The sequence below is a fragment of the Bradyrhizobium sp. PRIMUS42 genome, from assembly GCF_023006515.1.
In the GTDB taxonomy this organism is placed as follows: domain Bacteria; phylum Pseudomonadota; class Alphaproteobacteria; order Rhizobiales; family Xanthobacteraceae; genus Bradyrhizobium.
This window is the reverse complement of sequence record NZ_JALBGZ010000056.1, coordinates 1-17,154: the sequence shown is the minus strand read 5'-3', so window position 1 is coordinate 17,154 and position 17,154 is coordinate 1. Positions and strand designations below refer to the sequence as shown.

General features: G+C 63.3%; 12 protein-coding genes and 2 pseudogenes. 9 read left to right on the top strand and 5 right to left on the bottom strand.

Annotated elements, in window-relative coordinates:
• Nucleotides 1–1,065, top strand: a 1,065-nt coding sequence (locus tag MOV75_RS08000) for an EAL domain-containing protein (protein ID WP_247005311.1), incomplete at its 5' end; no start/stop codon positions are given.
• 15 nt (nucleotides 1,066–1,080) lie between these two features.
• Nucleotides 1,081–1,935: a TIGR01459 family HAD-type hydrolase gene (locus MOV75_RS07995; protein ID WP_246927060.1), complete on the top strand. Its 855-nt coding sequence runs from the start codon at nucleotides 1,081–1,083 to the stop codon at nucleotides 1,933–1,935.
• A 159-nt stretch (nucleotides 1,936–2,094) separates the two neighbouring features.
• Here the strand turns inward: MOV75_RS07995 and MOV75_RS07990 are convergent, their stop codons facing one another.
• Nucleotides 2,095–2,490 (bottom strand): response regulator, encoded by a 396-nt coding sequence (locus tag MOV75_RS07990; RefSeq protein WP_008567674.1) that lies wholly within the window; start codon nucleotides 2,488–2,490, stop codon nucleotides 2,095–2,097.
• Nucleotides 2,491–2,718: 228 nt separating this feature from the next.
• Between MOV75_RS07990 and MOV75_RS07985 the strand changes: the two genes are divergently transcribed.
• The 5 genes and pseudogenes from MOV75_RS07985 to MOV75_RS07965 all read left to right on the top strand — a co-directional run.
• Entirely contained in the window at nucleotides 2,719–3,690 is a 972-nt protein-coding gene (locus MOV75_RS07985) for a bifunctional riboflavin kinase/FAD synthetase (protein ID WP_246927066.1), read from the top strand.
• A gap of 205 nt (nucleotides 3,691–3,895) precedes the next feature.
• On the top strand, nucleotides 3,896–6,904 hold the full coding sequence (gene ileS / locus MOV75_RS07980; RefSeq protein WP_246927070.1) for an isoleucine--tRNA ligase: 3,009 nt from the start codon (nucleotides 3,896–3,898) through the stop codon (nucleotides 6,902–6,904).
• Between the two features lie 5 nt (nucleotides 6,905–6,909).
• A complete protein-coding gene (gene lspA, locus MOV75_RS07975) occupies nucleotides 6,910–7,404 on the top strand; it encodes a signal peptidase II (RefSeq protein ID WP_246927073.1) in 495 nt (164 codons plus the stop codon).
• A 96-nt stretch (nucleotides 7,405–7,500) separates the two neighbouring features.
• Entirely contained in the window at nucleotides 7,501–8,226 is a 726-nt protein-coding gene (locus MOV75_RS07970) for a hypothetical protein (protein ID WP_246927076.1), read from the top strand.
• 204 nt (nucleotides 8,227–8,430) lie between these two features.
• Nucleotides 8,431–8,895 (top strand): annotated as a pseudogene (locus MOV75_RS07965) (M16 family metallopeptidase); the annotation flags it as partial.
• 91 nt (nucleotides 8,896–8,986) lie between these two features.
• On the opposite strand, the gene MOV75_RS07960 reads toward MOV75_RS07965, so the two are convergent.
• Nucleotides 8,987–10,051, bottom strand: a complete 1,065-nt coding sequence (locus tag MOV75_RS07960; RefSeq protein WP_246925806.1) for a ketopantoate reductase family protein — start codon at nucleotides 10,049–10,051, stop codon at nucleotides 8,987–8,989.
• A gap of 761 nt (nucleotides 10,052–10,812) precedes the next feature.
• On the opposite strand from MOV75_RS07960, the gene MOV75_RS07955 reads away from it, so the two are divergent.
• Entirely contained in the window at nucleotides 10,813–11,823 is a 1,011-nt protein-coding gene (locus MOV75_RS07955) for an alpha/beta hydrolase (protein WP_309486816.1), read from the top strand.
• A 24-nt stretch (nucleotides 11,824–11,847) separates the two neighbouring features.
• Here the strand turns inward: MOV75_RS07955 and MOV75_RS07950 are convergent, their stop codons facing one another.
• Nucleotides 11,848–12,327, bottom strand: a complete 480-nt coding sequence (locus MOV75_RS07950; RefSeq protein WP_246925812.1) for a MarR family winged helix-turn-helix transcriptional regulator — start codon at nucleotides 12,325–12,327, stop codon at nucleotides 11,848–11,850.
• 517 nt (nucleotides 12,328–12,844) lie between these two features.
• Here MOV75_RS07950 and MOV75_RS07945 point away from each other — a divergent pair.
• The gene (locus MOV75_RS07945) at nucleotides 12,845–14,428 is read left to right on the top strand and encodes a porin (protein ID WP_246925814.1); all 1,584 of its coding nucleotides are present in this window, start codon (nucleotides 12,845–12,847) and stop codon (nucleotides 14,426–14,428) included.
• 866 nt (nucleotides 14,429–15,294) lie between these two features.
• Here the strand turns inward: MOV75_RS07945 and MOV75_RS07940 are convergent.
• A complete protein-coding gene (locus MOV75_RS07940) occupies nucleotides 15,295–15,930 on the bottom strand; it encodes a MarR family winged helix-turn-helix transcriptional regulator (RefSeq protein WP_246925815.1) in 636 nt (211 codons plus the stop codon).
• Nucleotides 15,931–16,668: 738 nt separating this feature from the next.
• Nucleotides 16,669–17,154: pseudogene (gene fliI / locus MOV75_RS07935) on the bottom strand (flagellum-specific ATP synthase FliI); the annotation flags it as partial.

Sequence of the window (17,154 nt, the reverse complement as noted above, 5' to 3'; positions counted from 1 at the left end):
TCCGATACGGAGGCGCCGATCGATCTGATTGCGCCGTTCGAAGAGCGTAAGACTGCCCCTCACCCGCATCCCGCAGCACCTCCGCTGGCCCAGCCGCGGCCGGCTCAGGCGCCAGCGGTCCAGAGCCAGACCACCAACCCGATTCAGACGGCTTCCCCGCGCAACCAGACTCAACTGCTGGCGACGATGCGCAACGCCATCGACGAGAACCGCATCGACATCTTCCTCCAGCCGATGGTGACGCTGCCGCAGCGCAAGGTGCGGTTCTACGAAGCGGTGACGCGCCTGCGCGATGAGCGCGACCAGCTGATCGCAGCCGAGGAGTTCATCAGCATCGCGGAGGCTTCCGGGCTGATCGGGCGCATCGACAACATGGTGATGCTGCGCTGTGTGCAGGTGCTGCGGCGCCTGATGGTGCGCAACAAGGACGTCGGCGTGTTCTGCAACGTCGCGGCTTCCACGCTCGGCAATTCCACCACCTTCGCACAATGCCTCGACTTCCTCGAAGCCAACCGGGCGCTGGCGCCTTCGCTGGTGCTGGAGTTCAAGCAATCGACATTCCGCAATCTCGGCCCGGCCGAGACCGAGAATCTCGCGGCGCTCGCCCAGCGCGGCTTCCGTTTCTCGATCGACCATGTCACGGATCTCAGGATCGAACCGCGCGAGCTGGCCGACCGCGGGGTGCGCTTCATCAAGGTGCCGGCCACGCTGCTGCTCGACCCCAGGCAGGCCTCGGCCTCGGACATCCACCCCTCCGACCTCTCCGATCTGCTGGGCCGCTTCGGCATCGACCTGATCGCCGAAAGGATCGAAGGCGAGCGCGCGGTCGTCGACCTGCTCGACTATGACGTGCGGTTCGGCCAGGGCTTCCTGTTCGCGCCGCCCCGGCCATTGCGGCCGGAGGGGGCATCTGCTACCGGCGGGGCCGCGCCGAACCAGGCGCAGGACATTCAGGGATCCAATGGCTCCGCTCCCCCCAGCCAAGGCACGACATCTGGCGCGACTTCAGCCGCAATTCCGGCACAACGCATCACCGGCAACGCGGCGCTCGCGCGCCGCATCTAACGGGCCGCGCGCATCATGACCACGCTACATTTCGCCGAAAGCCTGCGCGAACTCGTGGGTGGCGTCGATGTCGTGCTCAGCGACATCTGGGGCGTGGTCCACAACGGCCTCGAATCCTTCCCCGAGGCCTGCGAGGCGCTGCACACCTATCGCAGCCGCGGCGGTACGGTGATCCTGATCACCAACGCACCGCGGCCAGCCGACTCGGTGCAGCGGCAATTGCGCAAGCTCGGCGTGGCCGACGAGACCTATGACGCGATCGTGTCTTCGGGCGACCTGACGCGGCTCTATGTCGCCGATCATCCCGGCCGCAAGATGTTCTGGCTCGGCCCCGAGCGCGACAACTCGATCTATCGCGGCCTCGACGCAACAACCGCGCCGCTGGAGGAAGCCGATTACATCGTCTGCACCGGCCTTTATGACGACGAGACCGAGACGGCGGAAGATTATCGCGGCATGATGCTGAAGGCGCGCGAGCGCAAGCTGACGCTAGTCTGCGCCAACCCCGATATCGTGGTGGAACGCGGCGACCGGCTGATCTATTGCGCCGGCGCCATTGCGGAGCTCTATCGCGAGCTCGGCGGCGAAGTGATCTTCTACGGCAAGCCGCATCGCCCGATCTATGAGCGCGCGATGGCGCTGGCCGGTGAACGCCAGGGTCATCCGATCGACCGGAAAAAGGTGCTGGCGATCGGCGATTCCGTCCGCACCGACTTAACCGGCGCGCGCGAATTCGGCATCGATTGCCTGTTCGTGACCCGCGGCATCCATGCCGAGGAGTTCGAGGGCCTCGACCAGCTCGACCCGACATCGGTGATGGAATTGTTCGGCCACCCGCCAAAGGCGCTGATGCGCGAATTGAAGTGGTGACGATCTAGCCGTCATCCCGGGATGGTCCGAAGGACCAGACCCGGGATCTCGAGATTCCGGGCTCGGTGCTCGCGCACCGCCCCGGAATGACGAACCCAACGCAAAAAGCCCGGGACCAGCCCGGGCTTTTCCGAATTCACCTGATGGCTTCGAAGCGCCTTACGCGCTCGCCATGTCCGGGAAGACCGCCTCGATCTTGGTCTTCAACGTCGCCGCGTTGAACGGCTTGACGATGTAGTTGTTCACGCCAGCCTTCTTGGCGGCGATCACGTTCTCGGTCTTGGATTCCGCCGTGATCATGATGAAGGGCGTGGTGGCGAGGTTCGGATCCGCGCGCACTTCGCGCAGCAGGTCGTAACCCGTCATCGGCTCCATGTTCCAGTCGGAGATCACGAGCCCGTACTTCTTGCCGCGCATCTTGTTCAGCGCTGCCGAACCGTCGCTGGCATCGTCGATGTTCTCGAAGCCAAGCTGCTTCAGCAGATTCCTGATGATACGGATCATGGTGCTATAGTCATCCACCACCAGAACCGGCATCGACAAATCAACCGCCATCTCGACTCCCCCAACGCAAACCAGGAATATTACGATCGGACCTGCCAGGGCCGGAGCCCGGCGGTTCCACACTCAAGGACTAGCACCAAGGCGTTAAACAGCCCGTTAATTGGGGACGCCCCCCAAGGACTGAAATCGTGTTCGGTCCGGCCGCCCCCTCCCGCTTGACTTCATCCGGCCGGTCGCGCCACGGTCCCGGCCGGTCCTGCCGGTTCGAGAATTCCCCTGATGGCTCCGCATTTTACCGTTATCCGCGACACCACGCCGACCTCCGCTATTCCAAGGGGTGCCGTGGTCGCCATGGGCAATTTCGACGGGGTTCATCTCGGCCATCGCGCCGTGATCGCCGCAGCCCTCGAAATGGGCCGGGTGCAGGGCCGCCCCGCGCTGGCGCTGACCTTCGAGCCGCATCCGCGGCGGTTTTTCAGCCCCAACACCCCGCAATTCCGTCTGACGGACGAGCCGGCCAAGCTGCGGCTTCTGGCCGGCACCGGGCTGGCAGGCGCCGTGGTCATGACCTTCGACAAGGCGCGCGCCGGGACCAGTGCGCAAGATTTCATTCACCATGACCTGATCGGGCGCCTTGGCGTCAGCGGCATCGCCGTCGGCTACGACTTCCATTTCGGCAAAGGACGCGTCGGCTCGCCGAGCCTGCTGGTCAACGAGGCGCCCCGGCTCGGCATCGAGGTCGATGTGCAGCCGCATGTCGATATCGACGAGCGGCCGGTGTCCTCCAGCGCCATCCGGATCGCGCTCGCCGAGGGCCAACTGGAGGAGGCGACCACCATGCTGGGCGCGCCCTGGTTCGTCACCGGTGAGGTCATTCACGGCGAGAAGCGCGGCCGCGATCTCGGCTATCCCACGGCCAACATCCGCCTGGATGCCAATTGCGGCCTGAAGCACGGCATCTACGCCGTGCGGGTCGGCCGCGGCGCCGAGCGGTTGGACGGCGTGGCGAGCTTCGGCCGCCGTCCGACCTTTGATAATGGCGCCCCACTGCTCGAGATATTCCTGTTCGACTTCAAAGGCGACCTTTACGGGCAGCTCCTCGACTGCGCCTTCGTCGGCTTCATCCGCGAGGAGTTGAAATTCGACAGCCTCGACGCCCTGATCCGCCAGATGGACGACGATTCCGCCCGCGCCCGCTCTATGCTGGCCGCGGCCCCGGACGCGTTTCCGATGCTGGGCGTGATCGATTGAGCTTGAAACCCGGCCTCCCCCAACCTTTGCGCTTCCCCCGTCCCCCTGCTATGGAAAGCCCATGTTTTCGCGGCGCATCATAGGGATTAGCGGCCCGGCTTCCGCCTGAGCCCAAGGGCTCGGCGCAAGACCGGGATTTTGTCGTTTCACCCCGCGATTCCGCATCGCCATTCGTTTCCCGCGCCCTTCCGAGCCAGTCAGCCTCATGTCCGAAAAGCCGCAAAAGTCCCAAAAGTCTGAAGCCAAAGACTATTCGAAGACCCTGTTCCTGCCGCAGACGGATTTCCCGATGCGCGCCGGCCTGCCGCAGCGCGAGCCGGAAATCCTCAAGCGCTGGTACGACATCGGCCTCTACGAGAAGCTGCGCGAGAGTGCGAAGGGCCGCGCCAAGTTCGTGCTGCATGACGGCCCGCCCTACGCCAATGGCAACATCCATATCGGCACGGCGCTGAACAAGATCCTGAAGGACCTCGTCACCAAGAGCCAGCAGATGCTCGGCTTCGATTCCAACTACGTGCCGGGCTGGGACTGCCACGGCCTGCCGATCGAATGGAAGGTCGAGGAAGAGCACTATCGCAAGAAGGGCAAGCAGAAGCCCGACTTCCGCGACAGTACCGCGATGATCGATTTCCGCCGGGAATGCCGCGCCTACGCCACGCATTGGCTCGGCGTGCAACGTGAAGAGTTCAAGCGCCTCGGCGTCATCGGCGACTGGGACCATCCCTACGCCACCATGAGCTATCCGGCCGAAGCCCAGATCGCGCGCGAACTGATGAAGTTCGCCGCCAACGGCACGCTCTATCGCGGCTCCAAGCCGGTGATGTGGAGCGTGGTCGAGAAGACGGCACTCGCCGAAGCCGAGGTCGAGTACGAGGACTACACCTCCGATACCGTGTGGGTGAAATTCCCGGTCACCTCCCCCGCGCATGGCGCGCTTGCTGCCGCAAGCGTCGTGATCTGGACCACCACGCCCTGGACGCTGCCCGGCAACCGCGCCATCTCGTTCTCGCCGAAGATCGCCTACGGCCTGTACAAGGTGACGGACGCGCCCGCAGACAATTGGACCAAGACCGGCGATCTCCTGATCCTCGCCGACGCGCTCGCTGAAGAGGTCTTCAAGCAGGCGCGCGTGACGGCCTATGAAAAGGTCCGCGACATCCCCGGCGACACCATGGACGCGATCGAATGCGCGCATCCGCTGAAGGGCCTTGCCGGCGGCTATGACTTCATCGTGCCGCTATTGCCCGGCGACCACGTCACCGACGACACCGGCACCGGCTTCGTGCACACCGCGCCCGGCCATGGCCGCGAGGACTTCGACGCCTGGATGGCGCAGGCGCGCGATCTCGATGCGCGCGGCATCAACACGGCGATCCCGTATACCGTCGACGAGAACGGTGGCTACACCGATCATGCGCCGGGCTTTACCGGCAAGCGCGTCATCAACGACAAGGGCGAGAAGGGCGACGCCAACGAGGGCGTGATCAAGGCGCTCGTCGAAAGGGGCATGCTGCTCGCGCGCGGCCGGCTCAAGCATCAATATCCGCACTCCTGGCGCTCCAAGAAGCCGGTGATCTTCCGCAATACACCGCAATGGTTCATTGCGATGGACAAGGATGTGGCGGTGAGCGGCAAGGCAAAGAGGGGCGACACGCTGCGCGCCCGCGCGTTGCACGCGATCTCGGTAACGCAATGGGTGCCGCCGTCGGGCGAAAACCGCATCAACGGCATGATCGAGGCGCGCCCGGACTGGGTGATCTCTCGCCAGCGCGCCTGGGGCGTACCGATCGCCGTATTCGTGCGCGAGAAGGGCGACGGCTCAGCCGAGGTTCTCCAGGACGAGGCGGTGAACGCGCGTATCGGAGAGGCCTTCGAGAAGGAAGGCGCCGACGCCTGGTATGCGACAGGCGCCCGTGAGCGCTTCCTGGGCCCGTGCGCGAGCGAGGATTGGCAGAAGGTCGACGACATCCTCGACGTCTGGTTCGATTCCGGCTCGACGCACGCTTTCGTGCTCGAAGACCCCGTGCATTTCCCGGGGCTGTCAGGCATCAAGCGCAAGGTCGACGGCGGCACCGACACCGTGATGTATCTGGAAGGCTCGGACCAGCATCGCGGCTGGTTCCACTCCTCGCTGCTGGAAAGCTGCGGCACCCGCGGACGCGCGCCCTACGACATCGTGCTGACCCACGGCTTCACTCAGGCCGAGGACGGCCGCAAGATGTCGAAGTCGCTCGGCAACACCATCGAGCCGCAGGCCGTCATCAAGGAATCCGGCGCCGACATCCTCCGGCTCTGGGTCGCCTCCTGCGACTACACCGACGACCAGCGCATCGGCCCCGAGATCCTGAAGAACACGGTCGAGACCTATCGCAAGCTGCGCAACACCGTGCGCTGGATGCTCGGCACGCTGCATCATTACAAGCCGGCCGACGCAGTCGCGCCGGCCGAGATGCCCGAGCTCGAGCGGCTGATGCTGCACGAGCTCGCAGGTCGCGCCGCCGCCGTCGACAAGGCCTATCGTGAGTTCGACTTCAAGACAGTGGTCGCGATCCTGTCTGCGTTCCTGAACAGCGAGCTATCGGCGTTCTATTTCGATATCCGCAAGGACACGCTGTATTGCGATCCGCCGTCCTCGCTGACGCGCAAGGCGGCGCTGACGACGATCGATCTGCTGTGCGCCTCGATCCTGAAATGGCTGGCGCCGATCCTCAGTTTCACCGCGGAGGAAGGCTGGCGCATGTACCGGCCCGAGGCCGAACCGTCGGTGCATCTGACACTGTTCCCGGCCGATCTCGAAGGCTTGCGCGACGACAAGCTCGCCGCGAAATGGGAGACGATCCGCAACGTCCGCCGCGTCGTCACCGGCGCGCTCGAGCTCGAACGCGCCGCCAAGAACATCGGCTCGTCGCTGGAGGCATCGCCGGTGATCTATGTCGCCGACCGCGACATGCTGGCGACGCTGTTCGACGTTGATCTCGCCGAGATCTGCATCACCTCGAATTACGAGGTGCGTGAGGGCGAGGCGCCGGCAGCTGCGTTCCGTCTCGATGCGGTGCCCGGTGTCGCGGTCGTGGTGGAGAAGGCGGTCGGCACCAAATGCGCTCGCTCCTGGAAGATCTCCCCGATGGTCGGCGACGACGCTGAATACCCCGACGTCACCCCGCGCGACGCGAAGGCGCTGCGCGAATGGAAGGCGTTGGGGGTAGCGGTCTGATCCCCATGACCCCGCTCGGCGCTGGCATCTTCGCGGCAATGGTCACGCTCGTGGCCGACCAGGCCTCAAAGCTGTGGCTGCTGAACGTGTTCGACCTCGCCCGTCGCGGCGCGGTGAAGGTGACGCCGTTCTTCGACCTGGTGCTGGCCTGGAACATCGGCATCAGCTTCGGCTGGCTCCAGAACGACAGCCAGGCGGCGCAGCTGGCGCTGATGGCGGTCAAGGTCCTCGCCGTGGTCGCGCTGGCAATCTGGATGGCCCGCTCGCACACCCTTCTCGCCACGGTCGCACTGGGCCTGATCATCGGCGGCGCCATCGGCAATAGCATCGACCGACTGGCTTATGGCGCGGTGGTCGATTTCGCCCTGTTCCACATCGAGATCGGCGGAAATACCTATAATTGGTATGTGTTTAACCTCGCGGACGTGGCCATCGTTGCTGGGGTCGCAGCCCTATTGTATGATTCCTTCCTGGGGGTACCCGCCGCAAAAGCGCCCTGATCCCGGCCGATACGGACCGGCAGGTGGAACCCGGCTTTTGCGAGGGTTAGGCCGCGTTTGAGCGGCAATCTGCCACAATATGGAACAGGTACAGTAATGCGCAGCTCGAAGACCAGCGGTTCGATGGTTCGAGACCCCCAATGGGGGTTCTGGCGGGCGTTGAAATTGTCCGCTGTCGCGCTCGGCATCGGTCTCGTCATGTCGGCTGGCGCGGCTCGCGCCGGTGACGACGACGATGAAGATGACGGGATGACCTTCGAAGAGAAGATCATCGACAATCTGATGTCCGGCATCGGCGCCAAGAGCATGGAAAAGCCCGGCATCGAGTACCGCGAGCGCTCGCCGCTGGTCGTGCCACCCAAGCTGGACCTGCCGCCCCCCGCGACCCAGGCCAAGAATGCCCCGAACTGGCCCAAGGACCCCGAGGAAAAGCGCCGCAAGGAAGCCATCGCCGCGCGCAAGAAGGCGACCAAGGAAACGGAGAACTGGCAGGCCGCCCGCCCCCTGACGCCCGCCGAGATGAAGGCCGGTCAGGTCGCCGCGGCGCCCCGGACGAGCAACGACCCGATCCAGCCGGGCACCAACGGCAATCCGTCGCTCAGTCCCGCCGAGCTCGGCTTCTCCGGTGGTCTGTGGAACATGATGAAGGGCGGCAACAGCGCCGAAGAGAAGAAATTCACCAGCGAGCCGCCGCGCCAGTCGCTGGTCGAGCCGCCCCCGGGCTATCAGACACCGTCGCCGAATTACTCCTATGGCGCCGGACAGGACAAAACGCGGCGGACTTATTTCGACATCATGTCGGGCAAGGACAAGGAACAATAGCGTTCCTGTCCTGCCGCGTTGTTCTGCAGAAGCGAACCGAGTGCCGGCGGGCCCATGTCCGCCCGATGCCGGTCATGATTGCTTATCAGTAACTTGCCACCGCGTTGAGTTCTCTGCTTCGTGACGCGAAGCCTCAGCCGCACGGTGTACCATACCGTGCCTCCGAGCCGGACATCCGGACCTCGGCCCTTGATAAGGATCATGATGTCCGTAAACCGATCGGCTGCCTGCCTCCTTGCCGCGCTGCTTTCGACCAGTGTCCTGACAGCCGGTGGGGCCCTTGCCCAGACCACGGTGACGTCGGCCCCGCCCGCCAGCTTCACGCTCGGCAATGGCATGCAGGTCGTGGTGATCCCCGATCACCGCACGCCCGTCGTCACGGAGATGATCTGGTACAAGGTCGGCTCGGCCGACGAGACGCCGGGCAAGTCCGGCCTCGCCCACTTCCTCGAGCACCTGATGTTCAAGGGCACCTCGAAGCACCCCGTCGGCGAATTCTCCCAGACCGTGCTCCGCGTCGGCGGCAACGAGAACGCCTCGACCTCGGTCGACTACACCAACTACTACCAGCGCGTGCCGAAAGAGCAGCTGCCGACCATGATGGAGTTCGAGGCCGACCGCATGACCGGCCTCATCCTCAAGGACGAGAACGTGCTGCCCGAGCGCGACGGTGCGGTCACGCTGGTTGCCGTGACCGGCCTGATCTGGCTTCAATCCTTCCTGACGGCTTGAAGCCACGCTTCGCTGGAAACGAAAGCGCTTATTGCGCGCCGGAGCCGCCCTGCACGATCTTCTCGTTCAGCTTCTGGTCCACGGTGTCGACCGTGCGGTCGATCTCGGCATTGGGCACGCCGAGCTGATGCGAGATCAGCTTCACCAGCAGGTCGACGCGCTCGATGAAGGGCGCGCCGCTCGCGACCGCGCGCGCCGCCGATGACGGCTTGAGCAGGCTTTCGGCGGCCTTGGCGTATTTCGCGAACGGCACCTGGTCCTGCGGATCGGCGCCGAGGCGGCGCGCGATGGCGTCGACATGGTCGTAGATCGTCTGTGAGCGCTGGAGGTCACCATGCACGGCTTCGCGGATCGACTGCGGCTCGCTCGGCGTGATGCAGCGGTAATTGCCCGTCAGCAGCATCGACCATTTCGCCAGTGGCACGAACAGAGAATCGAACACCTTCAGCTTCACCGGCACGTCGTGGCCGTCGAGCGTCACCGCGTCGATGTCGGATTCGAGTTCGCGCAGCACCTTGTTGTGCTTCTCGTCTGCGAAGACCGACGCCTTGAAGTTGGTGGGCAGGCCGACATGCAGCACGTTGGCGGCTTCTTCCGGCGGACGGAATGCCTGGGGGTCTGGTGAGCACAGCGTCACGAGGCCCGGCTCGAACCGCTCCCACACCTGCGCATTGGTGTAGGCCTCTTCGAGATCCATGTCGGCGAGCGCCGGGATCCGCTTCAGATAGGGCAGCGGCGGCATGTTCATGATCGACAGGCACGGCAGCTTCGCCGCGGCGATCTTGACCATGAGAACGCGCACGGTGTGGTTGGTGTATTGCGGCTCCTGCATCGCCAGACCGACCAGATCGTAGCGGGAGAGATCGACATTGGCCGGGGTCACGGCGTCGAGCTTGCCGGGCAGGTTGCGCGAGAAGATCGCCCGGTGCGCCGCCTCGTCACGCAATTTGATGCGCACCTCGGTACCTTCGCGGTTGATCAGCTCCGCAGTCTTGGCGCGGCAGACCAAGGTCACGTTGTGCCCCGCCATCAGCAGCTTCGTGCCCAGCAGGGAGCCGTAAGAAGCCCCCAGAATCAATATGTTGCGCGCCATGCTCCGTCCCTTTGACAATGTGTGCGATTTTGAGTCCCGGCCGTCATCCGCGGGCGAGTTGCCGGCATGTAAAGCGAAGTGCGCGGGGATGGCAACTGGGATAATGCATACAAGATGCTGCCGATATTCCCGCTTCGTTCGCGCGTGAGCCGCGAGCACCGCCGCTGCAGGGAAAGACCGTCATCCATGGGACGGGATCAGCAAGAGGATGCTCCGCCTGCGCGGTGAGGCTATTCGTATCAGCCGAAATTCGAAAAGATGGCATTTGTTGCGCGGCCCCAGCGCAAACCGCGTGACCACGAGTTCGGTATCGACGGGGCGACAAGCAGCCGGATTCTCGCGAGATCGTGATCAGCGGCAAGTACACTGTCGTCATGAAAATTCATGAGGATGCTGAGACGTTTGTGCCTCCTCCGTCATCAAGCGCGATCCAAATTTTACTCATTCGGTTGCAACAAAAAACTACAACTCCGAACCGCGAAAATGGCAGTATGGCGTGGGGCCCTAACCAACTATCAGCACTGGAGCTGCAGCGTGACGATTGAGGTGAGCCGGGTTGGATTTCGTATCCGCACCGGCTCGTTTGCCGACCGACAATTTCGTCTAGCGCTCCGCTGAAAGTGCAGCCGGCAAGTCTGGGGAATCCAAGCCCTGATAATTCAAGTCTTGGTATTCGCTGACTGCGCCGTCGGGGGACTGACATGGAATGTGATCATTGGCCTCACGGCTCGTGCGATGGCGCGGGTGCGAGCCTGGCACGCTTGCGCCACCGCGCGTCCGAATTTTTCGATAGCCTGTCCGTCGCAGATCTGGCGCGAGAGACGTCCAGGCATCTGTGGGTTTCGGACTGGTTGAGGGTCGCAGACGACTACCGGATATCCGCCGAATCCGGGCGAAGGGACGAGTCAGCCCCGATTGCCCTGGAAGCGTGGCTGTGCTCGCTGACGGCGCTCGAAGTCGCGCGAAGTGTGTCTTGTCCGGGAGATCTCGCGGATGGCGACCTCACGGACAGGCTCGATATCGGCCTGCGGGGCTTGGAGGATGAGGTCGGTCCGGCGATCCAGAATGTGAAAATAGACGGCCTCGATCAAGGGCCGTTGACCGGCCTCTTCCGGCCGGCGTTCCATCAGGGGCCTTCCCCCGTCCTGATCTGCATCGCCGACGAGGAGGTCGCCCTGAGCGAGATGATGAGCAGATTGTCGCCGGCCCTCTGCCGCCGGAACATATCGCTTCTGATCGTTCATGCGGGCAACTCGTCCATCCGTCGCCCCCTCAGGCCGGAGCATATGCTTGCATGCTGGCTCGACTATCTCGGGGCTCGCCCGGACGTCGATTCGCGACGGATTGCAGTCTATGGCGAAGGAGTAGGCGCCAGTCATGCGTCCCGCCTTGCCCTGTCGGATCGCAGGATCGCTGCCGCAGTGTGCGACGGCGGCATCGCGACACCGATCATGCGCCGGGCATGGCTACGTCGGAAGAGTGGCGTCGAGCAGGCCGCGACCCCGCCGGATTGGCTGCTGCCGTCGCGTCGCATACCTTGCCCGCTTCTCGTGGTCGTCGGGAGTCGCTCGATGGTGTGGGAAGAGGACGCGCTCGCGCTGCAAACCGGCTATCAGCAGGCCGGAGCGGACTGTTCGACGGTCGTGCCGAACTGCATCCCACATCCACTGGGCGAGGTCGAGAATTTCGTGGCTGTCGACGATTTCATTCTCGAATGGCTCGACAGCAAGCTGGGAGCCGGCCGCCAGCTGGATTCCGTCACCTACCTGTAGCAGCGTCAGCGGCGCATCGGCGGGTCACGACGCGTCGATTGCCAGCAACCGGGCAGCCAGCCGGGCGTTCTTGGCAATTTTCGCAAGCGCGGCGTTCAACTCAGCCAGGGACTTCTCGTCGAACTCGTTGAACATGGTCGAGTTCAAGGCAAGCTTCCTCTTCGACAGCTTCTCGATTTCCGTCGTCGCCTTCGCCGTCAGCGACATCAGGACGAAGCGTGCGTCGTCCGCTGCCGGCCGGCGCGATAGAAAGCCGCTCTTTTCGAGGCTCTTGGTCTGGTTCGTCACGAAGGCCGGGTGAACGCGCAGCTTGTTCGCAATCTCGATTCCAGCGACGCCTCGGCCTTCGTCCAGTTCCGTGATCGCCATCAGGATCAGCCATTGCGGCTCGGTGATGCCCAACAGGCGGGCCCAGCTGGTGTGGATGTCTTCCAGCTGGGCGTGAATTTCGACGACGTTCCAGATGAAGTCTGTAATCGCCCGGTCGAGCTTCTTCTCGATCATGCGTCCCCCCGCTTGCCTTCATTGTTTTTTTGTTTTTGTCCCTGATCGCTCTTTAACGGGATATTGGCGAGCCGTCTTCAAGATCGTGCGCGGAACCCTTCATTCGGGAAATGATGGCAGCGCTTTAATGCTTGCAAAAAACAATTAATCAAGTTACGTCATCAGTACTCAGAATTTGCTGCTCTTGACCACTGTCAATGGATGGCGATGTGAGACCTCCAAGAAAGCCCTCGGGATGCCCCCTGAGGGCTTTTTCTTTTGTTGCAGCTACTTGTACCGTGCGCCTCCTCCCCTGTTGCGCGCCGGCAACATCCCCTTCTGAACTTGCGCTTCACTAAATCAATGAATTGAGGTGATTGTTTTTATAAACTATATGTGAGGTCACGACGGAGGGGGGGCACCTCACTGTCGTTTCAGTCCGGACCTTCAGTGCGGACCTGAATTGAACGGAAATTGAGAGGGTCAAGCGGCCTCCACCGAGGAGCCGAGCCCCCTGAACCGACCTGGAGGTTTACTAATGAAGTTGACGAAGACACTCTTTCTCGGCTCGGCTGCCGGCCTGATGGCCGCCTCCGGGGCGTTCGCAGCCGATCTTCCCGTGAAGGCCAAGGCCGTCGAATACGTGAAGATCTGCTCGCTGTACGGCGCCGGTTTCTACTACATCCCGGGCACCGACACCTGCATCAAGCTCGGTGGTTACGTGCGCGCCGACGCCGTGCTCGGCTCCAACACGGACTTCAATCCGAACCTGAGCGGTACGGCCGGTGCTCGCAACCGGATGATGAACTACTACACCTTCCGCGCTCGTGAAAACCTCAACATCGACACCCGCACCGCGACCGAGTACGGCGTGGTCCGCACCTATTTCGATGCGGTCTTCACCTGGACGAGCGGCAACTATACCCCCACCGGTTCGGCAACGGGCGCCACCCAGTACAGCGGTACGCTCGGTCTGAACGCCGCGGGCACCGCCCTCGTCGGTTCGAATGGCAGCGGCAACATCAACGGCACCGACGGCAACACCTCGGGCGGTGCGCTCGGCGTGTACTACGCCTTCATCCAGTTCGCCGGCTTCACCATGGGTAAGGCCGTGTCGCAGTTCGACGCGCCCTGGACCAACTATCCCGGCAACCTCACCGACAACCTCGTCGGCGGCAGCGGCACGGTCACTGGTGTCAACCAGTTCACCTACACCGCCGACTTCGGTCAGGGCGTGACGGCGTCGTTCTCGGCTGAAGACGTCTCGGCCTACTATCAGGCCGGCAACGTCAACATGACCGGCGCGACCGTGGGCGGCATGATCGGCGGCTCGTACGGCACCAACGCCATCGGCGGCACCCGTTCGCCGAACCTGGTTGCTCAGGTGCGCGTCGACCAGGCCTGGGGCCTCTTCCAGGCGTCGGTGGCGGCGCATGACAACCACGTCGGTTATTATGGGGCGAACGAGGCCACCGGCCACCCCGATGACAAGTGGGGCTGGGCAGTGCAGCTCGCTCTGTCGATCAAGAATATCCCGACCGGCGCGGGTGACACGATCAACATCCAGGGCGTCTACACCGACGGTGCGACACGCTATAACTTCCAGAACCTGGCGGGCAGCAGCTACGCGCTGTACGGCAGCTCGGGCATTGCTGGCGCGTACGGCAGCCTCGGCTTCGCCAGCGCTCCCGACACGGTGTTCGTGACCGGCGGCTCGCAGGAAACCGTCAAGACCTGGGGCTTCCGTGGCGCTTACACCCACAACTGGGATCCCTCCTGGAACTCCTCGCTCTACGGTGCCTACGCTCAGGCCCAGTTCGGTACCCTGGCCAAGACCACCCTCTGCGGCGCCGGCGGTGCTGGCGGCGTGTTCGGCGGCCTGGCAGGTGTGACGGGTTGTAACCCGGACTTCGCGATCGGCCAGCTGGGTGTCGTCACCCGTTGGACCCCGGTCAAGAACCTGACGTTCTCGGCTGACGTCTCCTGGACCCATCTCGACCAGAAGTACTCCGGTACGGTTGGTCTCGTCCCGAACGTCACGACCGCCAAGCCGACCGCGGTTTACCAGCTGAAGGATCAGGACTCGGTCGCCATGATCCTCCGCGCTCAGCGCAACTGGTAAGATCTGTCGAGACATCCTAACGACACCCGGCGGGCAACCGCCGGGTGTTTTTTTGTGCGCGGGTTTTAGGTGATATCCGCTCCGTAGCCCGGGTGAGCGCAGCGATACCCGGGACGTCAGTTGCGGGGATCCCGGATGTCGCTGCGCTCATCCGGGCTACGCACCTTGCTGTGTCGCCTCTGTCAATTCTCCGCCCCGAAAGTATTCCACTTTATCGAAATTCGATTTTGCGTATGTGTCGCCCATCCCGGCTCATCCGAGAGGGGCGATCTCGTGTCGTCACGCATCGCGCGCCGGGCTTGCGGTGGACGCGGCAGCGTCGGTACGCGAGGCGTGGCCGGGCGGGCACTTGAGGGTGGAGCGACGAAGCAAAGCTCGGGCGAACAAGCCGCGAGGCTGCGAAGGCGTTTCTGTGAGTCGCGCTACGCGTCACAAATTCGATATCGTAGGGTGGGCAAAAGCGTAGCGTGCCCGCCATGCTTGCACCGAGATTGACCAGGTGGGCACGGCGCTATGCGCCTTTGCCCCACCCTACGACACTGCAGCAGCCACACACGCGGTGTCATCGCCCGCTCCAGTGCGCAATTGCGCACAAGGCGGGGAACGACAGTGTCGCTTGGAGAACGAGCTATCGCCTCACATTTCGTCATTGCGAGGAGCCCGCGACAATACTGCGAAGCAAATTTGTGCTGGCGACGAGCAATCCAGAATCCCTCCGTGGAAAGACTCAGGATTGCTTCGCTGCGCTCGCAATGACGACGTTGAGAGAGGGGCCCATCTCACCGCGCACCACCGCGTCGCCTTCGCGATCCCGGCTCAGCGCCGCAACGCCAGAAGCAAATTCACGCGCATCGTCGGGGCGCGCGTCAGCCCTGGCTCGCTATCCGCGCGCGGTCGAGATGCTCTTCGATCTTCGGGCGGTCGCGAGTGCGCTCGAAACTGGTGCACAGAAGTTCCGTCTCCTCGAGCGAGACAGGAGCGCGATACAGCCGGCACATGAATTCGGCGCTTGCGCGTCCCTTGCCAGTGCCCGGTCCGCGCTCGGCGAGAAACATGCAGTCCCGGCAGACGCTGGCATCAAGCCGCTGATGAGCTGCGTCGAGATGATTGAGGACCTCGCGGAGCGAGTCGCGCAGCCTGACGCATTCGTCGCTCCCGAGCGCCGTGACCGCATTCACCACGTGATTGATCGGGTCGTGCTGGCTCAAGCATTTCTCGCCCTGGGCGGTGACGTGCAGGACGACGGAACGCTTGTCCTCATGCGACGGCTTCCGCACCAGGAACGACCTGCTCTCCAGCGTCTTCACGATCTGCGATGCAGTCGCTCTGGTTGCGCCGATGAAGCCCGCGAGCGCGGACGGCGTGCGCGAAAACCTGTTCGCGCGACCGAGAAAACGCAGCGCCATCCATTCCCGATCACGCAGTCCATGCTGATTGCCTTCGAAATACCAAGCCCTCGCCGCCTGAACCAGCAGCTCGACGGCTTCTCGCGCCAATGGCATGAATCTACCTCGTCCCCGGAACTTCGTCTGCGGCGCCCCGAAGCCGCGCTGCGTCCTGGCTCACGAATCCGCCGAGAGACGCCGGACGGCTGAAGGTGTCCGATGAGCAAATCGTGTCCAGCTCTAGCGTCGTCGTCGCACGGGAGCCCGAATTGCCGCCGCCAGCAGACGATGGATCGGAGTAGTTCAACCGAAGCCCCTAAAGTTCAAGTCACGAGCAGACGTTTCTTGTATTCAACCGAAACGATGAATGAGCTTCTCAACAAAATCAAGTCAAGACACTCGCGGGATGGATGTCGTTGCAATCGAATGTAACGTTCAAGACAATCCCGCTCGTCGGAACACATGATGGTGAAGCAATACGTTTCGCGACGAGCAACATGCACGCAACTATGCGACGGTTTGATTGCATTGCGCGTTATTGTCTGTCGTTGATGCAAGTTGATCGAAGCTTGTGCATGACGGCGACGTATACCGCCAAGTCATCCACAACTTGTACGTTCGGTCGGGGAATGGTCGAGGGAACTCACAGGAATTGCCCGCGTTGGTTGTTGCGACTGTAGACCTCGAATCGCCCCTTCGATCGTCACCGTGCGATCCTGTCACCCGAACGGTGGATGTGCGGACAATCGAAATCAGTGGCGGCTATGCGCGTGCATGCGCTGGAAGCGTGGCGCGCATGCACAATCGTCTGTCGATAACGAGGAGCGATGCGCGACGGCTAGGCCCCTCCATCTGCTAGTCGCCCCTGAGCATGTCCCGGAGCTCGCGGAACGGATCGGCGCTCGGAGGAGCCGAAGTATCTTGCCGCATCGCGCCGTAGATTCTCGGAACGATGTCGACCGCCTGGTCGAGGCTCGAATCACGTCCCGATTGATACCCGCCCATCAGGCGAAGGTCGCGCGTGTCCTCGTATTTGGCGATCATGGTGCGCAGCTTGCTCACCAATTCGCGCTCCTCGGGGTCCCAGACGTTGTGGGCGAGGCGGGAGACCGAGGCCAGAACGTCGACGGCCGGATAGCGCGCCTGGTCGGCGATGTGCCTGGAGAGCACGATGTGCCCGTCGAGCGTGCTGCGGATGGTGTCGGCGATCGGCTCGTTGTGATCGTCGCCGTCGACCAGCACGGAGAAGATCCCGGTGATCGTGCCGGTGCCTTCCTCGCCGGGGCCGGCGCGTTCCAACAGGCGCGGCAGGTCGGTGAAGACCGTCGGCGCGTAGCCGCG

Excerpts from the sequence above, each read along its gene's own strand:
- MOV75_RS07995 (WP_246927060.1), top strand. The coding sequence starts at position 1,081 with ATGACCACGCTACATTTCGCCGAAAGCCTGCGCGAACTCGTGGGTGGC.
- MOV75_RS07990 (WP_008567674.1), bottom strand. The coding sequence starts at position 2,490 with ATGGCGGTTGATTTGTCGATGCCGGTTCTGGTGGTGGATGACTATAGC.
- MOV75_RS07985 (WP_246927066.1), top strand. The coding sequence starts at position 2,719 with ATGGCTCCGCATTTTACCGTTATCCGCGACACCACGCCGACCTCCGCT.
- ileS (WP_246927070.1), top strand. The coding sequence starts at position 3,896 with ATGTCCGAAAAGCCGCAAAAGTCCCAAAAGTCTGAAGCCAAAGACTAT.
- lspA (WP_246927073.1), top strand. The coding sequence starts at position 6,910 with ATGACCCCGCTCGGCGCTGGCATCTTCGCGGCAATGGTCACGCTCGTG.
- MOV75_RS07970 (WP_246927076.1), top strand. The coding sequence starts at position 7,501 with ATGCGCAGCTCGAAGACCAGCGGTTCGATGGTTCGAGACCCCCAATGG.
- MOV75_RS07960 (WP_246925806.1), bottom strand. The coding sequence starts at position 10,051 with ATGGCGCGCAACATATTGATTCTGGGGGCTTCTTACGGCTCCCTGCTG.
- MOV75_RS07950 (WP_246925812.1), bottom strand. The coding sequence starts at position 12,327 with ATGATCGAGAAGAAGCTCGACCGGGCGATTACAGACTTCATCTGGAAC.
- MOV75_RS07945 (WP_246925814.1), top strand. The coding sequence starts at position 12,845 with ATGAAGTTGACGAAGACACTCTTTCTCGGCTCGGCTGCCGGCCTGATG.
- MOV75_RS07940 (WP_246925815.1), bottom strand. The coding sequence starts at position 15,930 with ATGCCATTGGCGCGAGAAGCCGTCGAGCTGCTGGTTCAGGCGGCGAGG.